Here is a 12,057-nt window from a genome sequence, read left to right on the forward strand (position 1 = left end):
GGGACGCCCGACGCGGGGTCGTCCTTGTGGGCCGAGCCCGCTCGACCGACGCCCTCCACAGCCCGGCCCGTCCAGGTCCCCGCCCGGTCCACAGGTCCTCCACCGGGTCGACGACGGCCGCGGCGGGGACGGCGACGCAGGTGGGCCCGGCGTGGCGCGACGCCCGCCGGCTCGTCGTCCACAGGATCCACACGCCCTATGACTACGACAAGTCCCTACCTGATGTGTTGGCCGACCCGACGCACACCACTGTGGACGGACGAGGACCGGTGAACCGCCGGTGAACACCACCGACGTGCCCAGGACAGGTGCGGCACGGACGGGGCTTCCGACTAGTCTCGGCACTCCGACCCACACCTGTAGGCCGAACCACACCTCGTCCCAGCCCGGGGACGACCAGCTCTGACTCGTGCAGCGCTGCACCACCGATGCGCCACTGGAGGCTCCGTGCGACTGCAGATCGACCGTGACGTGCTCGCGGAGGCCGTCGCCTGGACCACGCGCGTCCTGCCGGCCCGCCCGCCGGTGCCCGTGCTGACCGGGGTCCTGCTGGTGGCGGTGCCGGACGGCCTGCAGCTGTCGGCCTTCGACTACGAGGTCTCGGCGCGGATGACGGCCACCGCCCAGGTGCAGGAGGAGGGCCGCGTGCTGGTGCAGGGTCGGCTGCTGGCCGACATCGCCCGCACGCTGCCCAGCAAGCCGGTGACGCTGTTCCTGGACGGGGCCAAGCTGCGCGTCGAGGCCGGCAGCAGCCGCTTCGCCCTGCCGTTGATGCCGGTCGAGGAGTACCCGCAGCTGCCGCCGCCGCCGGAGCGGGTCGGCACGGTCGCGGGCGAGGTCTTCGCCGCCGCCGTCAACCAGGTGGCCATCGCCGCCGCCCGCGACGAGACCCCGCCGGTGCTCACGGCGGTCCGCGTCGAGATCGACGGCAGCTCGCTCAGCCTGGTCGCGACGGACCGCTACCGGCTGGCGCTGCGCGAGGTGGACTGGCACACCGACGACACCGGCCAGGAGCGGGCGTTCCTGGTCCGGGCCCGCACCCTGAACGAGATCGCCAAGAGCCTGGGCGGCGGCAGCGACGTCGAGATCGGGCTGTCCAGCGGCCCGGGCGAGCTGCTCGGCGTGTCCGCGGGTGGGCGCCGCACCACCGTGCCGCTGATGGACGGGGCCTACCCGCCGGTGCGCCGGCTGTTCCCGGAGTCCTCCGACACCACCGTCGTCGTCGAGACGGCCCTGCTGGTCGACGGCGTGCGACGGATGGCCCTGATCGGCGACCGGGCCCCGGTCCGGCTGACCGTCACCGAGAACGAGATCGTGCTGGACGCCGGCACGGGCGAGGACGCCCAGGCCAGCGACGCCCTCGCGGTGGAGGTCGTCGACGGACCCGGGCTGTCGATCGGCTTCAACACGGGCTACCTGATCGACGGTCTGGGGGCCACGGGCGCCAAGTACGTCCGGCTCGCCTTCACCCAGCCGTCGAAGCCGGTCCTGCTGTCCGGTCATGACACCCCGGACGCGTCGGACTCGCGCGGCTACACGTACCTGCTGATGCCGACCCGGGTGGCAGGTCGCGCCGACGGCTGACGCGCGTCAGCCTGGACGGACGGTCCCGGGCACCCCGACCCGGACCGACCCCGACGAACAGGAGCGACATCGTGCACATCGGCCTGGTGGGTCTCGGCAAGATGGGCGGCAACATGCGCACCCGGCTGCGTGCCGCCGGGATCGAGGTCACGGGCTACGCGCCCGACCCGTCGACCACGGACGTCGACAGCCTCGCCGCCATGGTCGCGGCCCTGCCCGCCCCGCGGGTCGTGTGGGTGATGGTGCCCAGCGGCGACATCACCCGCGGCACCGTGCGCGAGCTGGGTGAGCTGCTCGAGGAGGGCGACCTGGTCATCGAGGGCGGCAACTCGCGCTTCGTCGACGACCGGGTGCACGCGCACGAGCTGGCCGGCAAGGGCGTCCGCTACCTCGACTGCGGCGTGTCCGGCGGCGTGTGGGGGGTGACCGAGGGCTACGGGCTGATGGTCGGCGGCGACGCGGCGGACGTGGAGCGGGCCATGCCCGTGTTCGACGCGCTGCGCCCGGAGGGTCCCCGGCAGGAGGGCTTCTCCCACGCGGGCCCGGTGGGCGCCGGCCACTACGCCAAGATGGTCCACAACGGCGTGGAGTACGCGATCATGCAGGCCCTCGCCGAGGGGTACGAGCTGCTCGAGGCCAGCGACGCCGTCGACGACGTCCCCGCCATCTTCGAGGGCTGGCGTCGCGGCACCGTCGTGCGCTCCTGGCTGCTGGACCTGATGGTCGCGGCCCTGGAGGACGACCCCAAGCTGGCCAAGGTCAGCGGGTACGCCGAGGACTCGGGCGAGGGTCGCTGGACCGTGATGGAGGGCATCGAGAACGCCGTCCCCACCCCCACCATCGCGGCCGCGCTGTACGCGCGCTTCGTGTCGCGGCAGGAGGACAGCCCGGCGATGAAGGCGATCGCGGCGCTGCGCAACCAGTTCGGCGGTCACGCGGTCCGCACGGCGACGGCCGACGAGCCCACGGGCCCGGCGTGAGCCCGTGCACGTCGAGCACCTGTCGCTGACCGACTTCCGGTCCTACCCGGTCGCCGAGGTCCCGCTCGGACCCGGCGTCACCACGCTGGTCGGCGACAACGGGCAGGGCAAGACCAACGTCGTCGAGGCGCTCGCCTACCTGGCCACCCTCGGCAGCCACCGGGTGGCCACCGACGCGGCCCTGGTGCGCGCGGGGGCCGAGCGGGCCGTGGTCCGCGGTCGGCTGCGCCGAGGCGGTCGGGCGGCGCTGCTGGAGCTGGAGATCACGCCCGGCAAGGCCAACCGGGCCCGGGTCAACAAGTCCCCGACCCGCCCGCGCGAGGTGCTCGGCCTGCTGCGGACCGTGGTCTTCGCCCCCGAGGACCTGGCGGTGGTCAAGGGCGAGCCGGACCAGCGCCGCCGCTTCGTCGACGACCTGCTCGTCGCGCTCAGCCCGCGCTTCGCCGGCGTCCGGTCGGACTACGAGCGCATCGTCCGCCAGCGCAGCACCCTGCTCAAGAACGGCCGGGGCCTGCGGGGCGAGGCACGGGACGGCCTGCTCGCCACCCTGGAGGTGTGGGACTCCCACCTGGCCCAGACCGGGGCGGACCTGCTGCACGCCCGGCTGCAGACCCTCGAGCAGCTGAGCCCGTACGCCGAGCAGGCCTACGCCGACGTGTCGGGCGTGCCCGGGGCGCTGACCACGGCCTACCGGGCCCGCGGCCTGCACCCGGGGGTGCGCTCGGCCGACACCTCGGCCCTGCCCGTCCCGCCCACCGACCGCGAGCAGCTGCGCGACATGCTGCTGGCGGCCGTGCAGCAGGCCCGCGGCGCCGAGCTCGACCGCGGCACGACGCTGGTGGGACCGCACCGCGACGACGTCGACCTGGTCGTCAACGGGCTGCCGGCCCGGGGCTACGCCAGCCACGGCGAGTCCTGGTCGACGGCCCTGGCCCTGCGGGTGGGGTCGTTCGACCTGCTGCGCGACACGGGCGGCGAGGACGGCGAGCCCGTGCTGGTGCTCGACGACGTGTTCGCCGAGCTGGACGTCCGGCGTCGGCGTCACCTCGCGTCCCGGGCCGTGCAGGCCGAGCAGGTGGTGGTCACCGCGGCCGTGGCCGAGGACGTCCCCGCCGAGCTGGTCGGCCGGGTGCTGCGGGTCCGGCGGGACCCGGCCAGCGGCATCAGCACCGTGGAGGGCGCGGTCGAGGGCCCGGCGGAGCAGCCCGTGGACCCGCCGGCGGCACCGGTGGAGCCCGTCGAGACGGCGGACGAGGTCGTCGAGACGGCGGACGAGCTCGTCGAGACGCCGGACGAGCTCGCCGAGACGCCGGTCGAGCCGACGGAGCTGCCCGCCGAGGCGTCGGTCGGGACGCGGTCCCAGCCCGCGGATCCGCCGGTGCAGCCGTGAGCGAGCCGCCGGCCGAGGCCGAGCCGGACGCCGTCGGGCTGGCCTGGCAGCGCGCGCTGGCCGCGGCCCGGGCCCGGGGCCTGCGGCCGGGGATGCCCGGCGGGGCGCTGGCCGGACGGGCTCGGACGACCGGACGGTGGCGGGCCGGTCGGGAGGTCACGATGTCCGGGCCGGGCCGTGACGGCCGTGACCCGGCGGGCATCGGCGCCGTCGCCGAGGGCCTGGTCGCGGCGGCGGGCTGGACCGACGCGGTCGCGGTGGGCGGGGTGATGGGCCGCTGGACCGAGGTCGTGGGTCCCGAGGTGTCCGAGCACTGCGTGCCGACGGGCTTCCGGGACGGCACGCTGACCGTGCGGGCGGCCACCACGGCCTGGGCGACCCAGCTGCGCCTGCTCGTCCCCGACGTGCGCCGCCGTCTGGACCAGGTGGTGGGTGAGGGGGTGGTCGGCCACATCGAGGTCCTGGCCCCCGACGCCCCGTCGTGGAAGCGCGGCCGGCTCAGCGTGCGCGGCCGCGGCGCCCGCGACACCTACGGCTGACCAGCGTGGTGGGCGGTGCGGTCGGCGGGGTGGTCGGCGGCGGTCCGGTCGGCGGCGGTCCGGTCGGCGGGCGGGGTGGCCTTTGGGCCGCGGCCGCGTACCGACCAGCGACACGAGACGGGGTCCCGGCGGGCGAGACCGCCCGTGGGCCCCTCCTGTGTCGTCGGTCGGTACGCCCGACCCGCCGCCCGCCGCCCGCCGCCCGACCCGCCGCCCGACCCGCCGCCCGCCGCCCGCCCGCCGCGCCGCCCGCCGCGCCGCTGCAGAGCCGCTTGCCGTGCCGCCCGCCGCCCGCCCCTGACGGCCACGGCGTCTTCGCCGCCGGCGGGGCCGTCGTGGGGGTCCCCACGCGAACGGGGGTCTCGCGGGCGAGAGAGCCCGTGCAGGGCCGCAGAACGACGACCACCGGTGTGGACGGTCGGGTCCGTCGACGCCGCCGGGGTAGACTAGGAGGGTTGTCCGCCATCTGAGGAGCCTTGCCGCGTGACCGACGGGAACCCGACTTCCGAGTCCTCCCCCAGCACCGCACCCGACCAGGCGGCACCGGACTCCGCGTCCGGCTACGACGCCAGCAACATCTCGGTCCTCGAGGGTCTCGAGGCCGTCCGCAAGCGCCCCGGCATGTACATCGGCTCGACCGGTCCCCGGGGTCTGCACCACCTGGTCTACGAGGTGGTCGACAACTCCGTGGACGAGGCGCTGGCGGGGCACTGCGACTCGATCGAGATCACGCTGCTGGACAACGGCGGCGTGCGCGTCGTCGACGACGGCCGCGGCATCCCGGTCGACATGCACCCGGTCGAGAAGAAGCCGGCCGTCGAGGTCGTCCTCACCGTCCTGCACGCCGGCGGCAAGTTCGGCGGCGGCGGCTACGCGGTCTCCGGCGGCCTGCACGGCGTCGGCGTCAGCGTGGTCAACGCGCTGTCCAAGCGGCTCGAGGTCGAGGTCCGCCGGCAGGGCTACCACTGGCGGATGTCCTTCGTCGACGGCGTGCCCACCGGCCCGCTCGAGCGGGGCGAGCCCACCGAAGGCACCGGCACCTCGGTGACCTTCTGGGCCAACGAGGACATCTTCGAGACCGTCGAGTACGACGCGGAGACCCTGCGCAGCCGGTTCCAGCAGATGGCGTTCCTCAACAAGGGCCTCGAGCTGACCATCGTCGACGAGCGCACCGCCCACGTCACCGACGGCGAGGACGTCGTCGACGGCGGCGACCGCAGCGACGCCTCCCGCGAGATGCGGACCACGTACCGCTACGAGGGCGGCCTGGTCGACTACGTCAAGCACCTCAACTCCTCCAAGAAGAGCGACCCCGTCCACGACGAGGTGCTCAGCTTCGAGGCCGAGGCCGACGACAAGCACATCAGCGTCGAGATCGCGATGCAGTGGACGCTGGCCTACAGCGAGTCCGTGCACACCTACGCCAACACCATCAACACGCACGAGGGCGGGGCGCACGAGGAGGGCTTCCGGGCCGCGCTGACCGGGCTGGTCGGGCGCTACGCGCGCGACAACAACATGCTCAAGAAGGACGAGACCATCACGGGTGACGACATCCGCGAGGGCCTGACCGCCGTCATCAGCGTCAAACTGGCCGAGCCGCAGTTCGAGGGCCAGACCAAGACCAAGCTGGGCAACACCGAGGCGCGCAGCTACGTGCAGAAGGTGCTGGGCGACTCCCTCGGCGACTGGTTCGCCGCGCACCCGCGCGAGGCCCGCGACATCATCCGCAAGGCCCAGCAGGCGGCCGCCGCCCGGGTCGCGGCCCGGCGCGCCCGCGAGGCCACCCGCCGCAAGGGCCTGCTGGAGTCCAACTCCATGCCGGGCAAGCTGAAGGACTGCCAGTCCAACGACCCGGCCCGCTGCGAGATCTACATCGTCGAGGGCGACTCGGCCGGCGGCTCGGCCATCGACGGCCGCGACCCCGAGACCCAGGCGATCCTGCCCCTGCGCGGCAAGATCCTGAACGTCGAGAAGGCCCGCCTGGACCGCGCGCTGGGCAGCGAGGCCATCCAGGCGCTCATCACGGCCCTGGGCGCGGGCGTGGGCGAGGACTTCGACGTCTCCAAGGTCCGCTATCACAAGATCGTCCTGATGGCCGACGCCGACGTCGACGGCCAGCACATCCGGACGCTGCTGCTCACGCTGCTGTTCCGGTACATGCGGGGCCTGATCGAGGCCGGCTTCGTGTTCCTCGCGCAGCCGCCGCTGTACCGGATCAAGTGGACCAACGCCGAGCACGAGTACGTGTTCAGCGACCGCGAGCGCGAGGCGCTGGTCCAGGCGGGCACGTCGTCCGGCAAGCGGCTGCCCAAGGACCAGGCGATCCAGCGCTACAAGGGTCTCGGCGAGATGAACTACGAGGAGCTGTGGGACACGACGATGAACCCGGCCACCCGCACCCTGCTGCGCGTCACGCTCGACGACGCCGCGGCGGCCGACGCCATGTTCGGCGTGCTCATGGGTGACGACGTCGAGTCCCGCCGCTCGTTCATCCAGCGCAACGCCAAGGACGTCCGCTTCCTCGACATCTGACGCCTGACCGGCCTGACCGAGCGCAGGCACCCCGGGCCCACCGCACCACGGCCGACAGCCACACCCCCGACGGAGGCACCGCAGCGTGACCGACACCACCGAGATCCCGCCCGGCGACCGGATCGAGCCGGTCGACATCCAGGCGGAGATGCAGAGCTCCTACCTGGCCTACGCCATGAGCGTGATCGTCAGCCGGGCGCTGCCGGACGTCCGCGACGGGCTCAAGCCCGTCCACCGCCGGGTGCTGTACGCGATGTACGACGGCGGGTACCGCCCGGACCGGCAGCACTCCAAGTGCACCCGCGTGGTCGGCGACGTCATGGGCCAGTACCACCCGCACTCCGACACGGCGATCTACGACACCATGGTCCGCCTGGTCCAGCACTGGGTGATGCGGTACCCGCTGATCGACGGGCAGGGCAACTTCGGCTCCCGCGGCAACCAGGGCGCGGCCGCCCCCCGGTACACCGAGTGCCGGCTGCAGACCATCGCGATGGAGATGGTCCGCGACATCGGCGAGGAGACCGTCGACTTCGGCGAGAACTACGACGGCCGCACCCAGGAGCCGCTGGTCCTGCCGTCCCGGTTCCCGAACCTGCTGGTCAACGGCTCGGCCGGCATCGCCGTCGGGATGGCCACCAACATCCCGCCGCACAACCTGCGCGAGGTCTCGGCCGCGGTGCAGTACGCGCTGGACCACCCGGACACGTCCGGCCCGGAGCTGCTGGACGCGCTGATGGAGCGCGTCCAGGGCCCGGACTTCCCCACCCACGGCGTGATCATGGGCAAGCAGGGGATCGAGGACACCTACCGGACCGGTCGCGGCTCGATCACGATGCGCGCGGTCGTCGAGGTCGAGGAGATCCAGGGCCGCACCTGCCTGGTGGTGTCCGAGCTGCCGTACCAGGTCAACCCCGACAACCTCGCCGAGAAGATCGCCGAGATGGTCAAGGACGGCAAGCTGTCCGGCATCGCCGACATCCGCGACGAGACGTCCGGGCGCACCGGGCAGCGGCTGGTCATCGTGCTGCGCCGCGACGCCGTGGCCAAGGTCGTGCTCAACAACCTCTACAAGCACACCCAGCTGCAGTACAACTTCAGCGCCAACATGCTCGCCCTGGTCGACGGCGTGCCCCGCACGCTCAGCCTGGACGGGTTCATCACCCACTGGATCACCCACCAGCTCGAGGTCATCCAGCGCCGCACCGCCTACCGGCTGCGGCAGGCCAAGGAGCGCCAGCACCTGCTCATCGGCTACCTCAAGGCGCTGGAGAACCTCGACGACGTCATCGCGCTGATCCGGCGCTCGGCCACGGTCGAGGACGCCCGCAACGGCCTGATGGAGCTGCTGGAGATCGACGAGGTCCAGGCGCGCGCCATCCTCGCCATGCAGCTGCGCCAGCTGGCCTCGCTGGAGCGGCAGAAGATCGCCGACGAGTACGCCGAGCTCACGGCCCAGATCACCGACTACGAGGACATCCTCGCCACCCCGACGCGGCAGCGGAAGATCGTCTCCACCGAGCTGCAGACCATCGTCGACAAGTACGGCGACGACCGCCGCTCCACGATCGTCCCCTCCGCCGGCGAGGTGTCGATGGAGGACCTCATCCCCGAGGAGGAGGTGGTCGTCACCATCACCCGCGGCGGCTACGCCAAGCGGACCCGGGCCGACTCCTACCGCGCCCAGCGGCGCGGCGGTCGCGGCATCCGGGGGGCGGCGCTGCGCGGGGACGACGTGGTCGAGCACTTCTTCACCACGAGCACCCACCACTGGCTGCTGTTCTTCACCAACCTGGGCCGGGTCTACCGGGCCAAGGCGTACGAGCTGCCCGAGGGGGCGCGCGACGCCAAGGGCCAGCACGTGGCCAACCTGCTGGCGTTCCAGCCCGACGAGCGGATCGCCCAGGTCGTCGACCTGTCCGACTACGAGGAGATGCCGTACCTGGTCCTGGCCACCCGGCAGGGCCTGGTCAAGAAGTCGCGGCTGACCGACTACGACTCGCCCCGCTCCGGCGGGCTGATCGCGGTCAAGCTCCGCGACGGCGACGAGCTGGTCGCGGCGCGGCTGGTCGACTCCGGCGACGACCTGCTGCTGGTGTCCCGCAAGGGCATGAGCATCCGCTTCACCGCCGACGACGAGCAGCTGCGCCCGATGGGTCGTGACACCTCCGGGGTGACCGGGATGCGGTTCCGCTCCGACGACGACCTGCTCAACGCCTCCGTCGTGCCGGCCGGGTCCACCGGTGACGTCATCGTCGTGACCGAGAACGGGTACACCAAGCGGACGCCGGTCAGCGACTACCGGGTGCAGGGCCGCAACGGCTACGGCATCAAGGTGGCCAAGGCCAGCGACGAGCGCGGTGACCTGGTCGCGTCGCTGATCGCCGGCGACGGGGACGAGATGATGGTGATCATGGCCTCGGGCCGGGTGATGCGCTCCCGCGTGGCGGACATCCGCTCCAGCGGCCGCGACACCTACGGGGTCATCCTGACCAAGCCGGGCAAGGACGACGCCGTGATCGGCGCCGCGCTGAACAGCGAGGTCCGCATCGACGACGACAGCGCGGGCGACGGCGAGGCCGACAGCGCGGCCGACGGTGCGGCCGAAAGTGCTGCCGACGGCGCAGCCGAGGTGGCGAACCCGGGCGAAGTGCCCGCAGCGACGGATGACGGGGTACCGTCGTCCGACGAGGAGCCTGACGGCTCGACCCGCGAGGTAACGGGAGGTGACGGGTGAGCACGACCGAGTCTGGTCCCAACTCGCCCACCGCGGTGGGGTCCCGTCCGAGCGGTGCCGAGGCACCGTCGGGCACACGTGCGCAGGGGGAGCGCCCGCAGGGGGAGCGGCCGCACCGGGCCGACGCCCCACGGGGCACGGCTCCCGTCCGCACGACGACGGCGCCGCCGCAGCCGGGCCAGCCCCGTCCGACGGGCCAGCCCCGTCCGACCGGTGGCCAGCCGCCGCTGCGTCCCGGTCAGCCGGGTCAGCCGGGTCAGCCGGTCCGGGGTGGCCAGCCCCGCCCGGGCGCCCCGGTGCCGGCCGGTCAGCCGGGTCAGGCGCGTGCCGGCCAGCCGCGACCGGGTCAGCCCCGACCGGGTCAGGCCCGTCCGGGTGCCCGTCCCGGACCGGCGGCCGCCCGCCCGGTCCGTCGCGGGCCCCGCAAGGCCCGCCTGTCGCTGGCGCGCCTCGACCCCTGGTCGGTGCTCAAGCTGTCGTTCCTGCTGTCGGTCGCCCTCGGCATCGTCGGTGTCGTCGTCACCGCGGTGGTCTGGAACGTCGTGGACGGCATGGGCGTCTTCGCCGACGTCAACGACATCGTCGGTCAGGTCACCGGGGACAGCGACGAGTTCGACATCTACTCCTACGTCGGCTTCGAGCGGATGCTGTCGCTGTCGGTGGTCATCTCGGTGGCCAACGTGCTGATCCTGACCGCCCTGGCCACCCTGTTCGCGTTCGTCTACAACATCAGCTCGGGTCTGGTCGGAGGGCTGCACGTCACCCTCACCGACGAGTGAGCCGCTGATTTCGGTCGGGGTGCCCACCTCGGGTACCCTCAGCAGGCGCGCGAGCGCACGGGCCTATAGCTCAGTCGGTCAGAGCGCTTCCCTGATAAGGAAGAGGTCGGTGGTTCAAGTCCACCTAGGCCCACCCCCCCGTCCACGGTCGGTCCGGCAGCGTCGCCGGCCGGTCGGGACGGTCCTCTCACCGGCCGCGGCCCCCGCCGTCGTGCTGGCCGTCGCGCTGGTCCTGACCGGTTGCGGCCCGGCGGTCGACCAGGCCACCGGTCCGGGTTCGGCACCCCCGTCGCCCACCGTGTCGACCGGCCCGACCCTGGGCCCGGGGGTCCCGTCGGTCGCTCCCTCCCCCGCCGCGCCGCCGACCTCGGCGCCCGCGTCAGCCGGGCCCGCGACCCCGGGGCCGACCGACCCGCCGGCCTCGACCGGCGGGGCAGCTCCGAGCGGTGCGCCCGGACCGACGCCGTCGCGGCCCGTGCTCGGGCAGCCCGGTACCGGGGCGGCCACCCCGGCGCCGTCGTGGCTGGGGACCCGCGCCCTGGCCAGGGCCGGCACCGGGCCGGTCGACCCGCAGGACACCCCGCCGGAGCTGCTCGACCGTCGCATCGTCACCGAGGACGTCCTGCCGCCGCCGCCGGACGAGGAGTTCCGGCACTCGGTCGGCCCGGTGCCCGACGACCTGCTGGCCCGGTCCACCTGGGTCCCGGGCTGCCCGGTCGCGGCCGAGGACCTGCGCCGGGTGCTGGTGGCCTTCTGGGGCTTCGACGGCCGGCACCACACCGGCGAGCTGCTGGTCAACGTCGACGCGGTCGACGCCGTCGTCGCGGCGTTCGAGGCCATGCACGCCGAGCGTTTCCCACTGGAGCAGGTCCGTGTGATCGGGGCCGCGGAGCTCGACGCCGCCCCCACGGGCGACGGCAACGTCACGTCGGCGTTCGTCTGCCGACCCTCGGTGGGCGGCGGGGGCTGGTCGGAGCACGCCTACGGCCGGGCGCTGGACGTGAACCCGTTCCACAACCCGTACGTCAGGAGCCGGGGCCGGGTGGTGATCCCCGAGCTCGCCACCGCCTACACCGACCGGGAGCGGGTCCTGCCCGGCATGCTGGCCGACGACTCGGCCGCCGTGCGCGCGTTCCGCGAGGCCGGCTGGACCTGGGGCGGGGACTACCGCACGCTCAAGGACTGGCAGCACTTCTCGGCCACCGGCGGCTGAACGGCCGTCGTCGCCGCCTCCCGGGCTGCTCTACAGTTGGCACGCACCACCCGTCCGTCAGACCCGAGGAGCAGCATGAAGCGAGTCCTCGTCCTCGCCTTCGCCGGCATCGCGGCCCTCGCCGCGTGGCGGAAGTGGACGGATCGTCGCCACGAGGCCCAGCTGTGGGCCGAGGCGACCGACCCGGTCTGACCCGACGCAGCACCTGTTCGACCCGGACGGCTCCGGGGGCGTGGCGCAATTGGTAGCGCACCTGCTTTGCAAGCAGGGGGTTAGGGGTTCGAGTCCCCTCGCCTCCAC

At 73.4% G+C, this 12,057-nt stretch carries 9 protein-coding genes and 2 tRNA genes; all 11 read left to right on the top strand.

Features of this window, described 5'->3' with window-relative positions; translation table 11 throughout:
- The first annotated feature begins 447 nt into the window (after nucleotides 1–447).
- The 11 genes from dnaN to SJY06_RS02415 all read left to right on the top strand — a co-directional run bounded on the left by dnaN (nucleotide 448) and on the right by SJY06_RS02415 (nucleotide 12,056).
- Nucleotides 448–1,584, top strand: a complete 1,137-nt coding sequence (gene dnaN, locus SJY06_RS02365; RefSeq protein ID WP_380164251.1) for a DNA polymerase III subunit beta — start codon at nucleotides 448–450, stop codon at nucleotides 1,582–1,584.
- Between the two features lie 71 nt (nucleotides 1,585–1,655).
- Nucleotides 1,656–2,564 (top strand): phosphogluconate dehydrogenase (NAD(+)-dependent, decarboxylating), encoded by a 909-nt coding sequence (gnd, locus tag SJY06_RS02370; protein WP_380164252.1) that lies wholly within the window; start codon nucleotides 1,656–1,658, stop codon nucleotides 2,562–2,564.
- A 4-nt stretch (nucleotides 2,565–2,568) separates the two neighbouring features.
- A complete protein-coding gene (recF, locus tag SJY06_RS02375; protein ID WP_380164253.1) occupies nucleotides 2,569–3,954 on the top strand; it encodes a DNA replication/repair protein RecF in 1,386 nt (461 codons plus the stop codon).
- Complete coding sequence (locus SJY06_RS02380) at nucleotides 3,951–4,493, top strand: DUF721 domain-containing protein (RefSeq protein WP_380164255.1); 543 nt, start codon at nucleotides 3,951–3,953, stop codon at nucleotides 4,491–4,493. Before recF ends, SJY06_RS02380 begins: the two co-directional genes overlap by 4 nt.
- Nucleotides 4,494–5,069: 576 nt before the next feature.
- On the top strand, nucleotides 5,070–7,028 hold the full coding sequence (gene gyrB / locus SJY06_RS02385) for a DNA topoisomerase (ATP-hydrolyzing) subunit B (protein ID WP_380169661.1): 1,959 nt from the start codon (nucleotides 5,070–5,072) through the stop codon (nucleotides 7,026–7,028).
- An 85-nt stretch (nucleotides 7,029–7,113) separates the two neighbouring features.
- Nucleotides 7,114–9,765: a DNA gyrase subunit A gene (gyrA, locus tag SJY06_RS02390; protein ID WP_380164257.1), complete on the top strand. Its 2,652-nt coding sequence runs from the start codon at nucleotides 7,114–7,116 to the stop codon at nucleotides 9,763–9,765.
- A gap of 296 nt (nucleotides 9,766–10,061) precedes the next feature.
- Complete coding sequence (locus SJY06_RS02395; protein WP_380164259.1) at nucleotides 10,062–10,544, top strand: DUF3566 domain-containing protein; 483 nt, start codon at nucleotides 10,062–10,064, stop codon at nucleotides 10,542–10,544.
- 59 nt (nucleotides 10,545–10,603) lie between these two features.
- Nucleotides 10,604–10,677 (top strand) — tRNA-Ile (locus SJY06_RS02400).
- Nucleotides 10,678–11,019: 342 nt separating this feature from the next.
- Complete coding sequence (locus SJY06_RS02405; protein ID WP_380164261.1) at nucleotides 11,020–11,757, top strand: M15 family metallopeptidase; 738 nt, start codon at nucleotides 11,020–11,022, stop codon at nucleotides 11,755–11,757.
- 75 nt (nucleotides 11,758–11,832) lie between these two features.
- Nucleotides 11,833–11,949 carry a DLW-39 family protein gene (locus SJY06_RS02410; RefSeq protein WP_380164263.1) on the top strand — a complete coding sequence of 39 codons (117 nt, stop codon included), beginning with the start codon at nucleotides 11,833–11,835 and terminating at the stop codon, nucleotides 11,947–11,949.
- A 34-nt stretch (nucleotides 11,950–11,983) separates the two neighbouring features.
- Nucleotides 11,984–12,056: transfer RNA gene (locus SJY06_RS02415), tRNA-Ala, on the top strand.
- The last annotated feature ends 1 nt before the right edge of the window (nucleotide 12,057 follow it).

Origin of the sequence: Jannaschia sp. R86511 (assembly GCF_042466345.1) — a bacterium.
GTDB lineage: Bacteria > Actinomycetota > Actinomycetes > Actinomycetales > JBBAYJ01 > Aquipuribacter.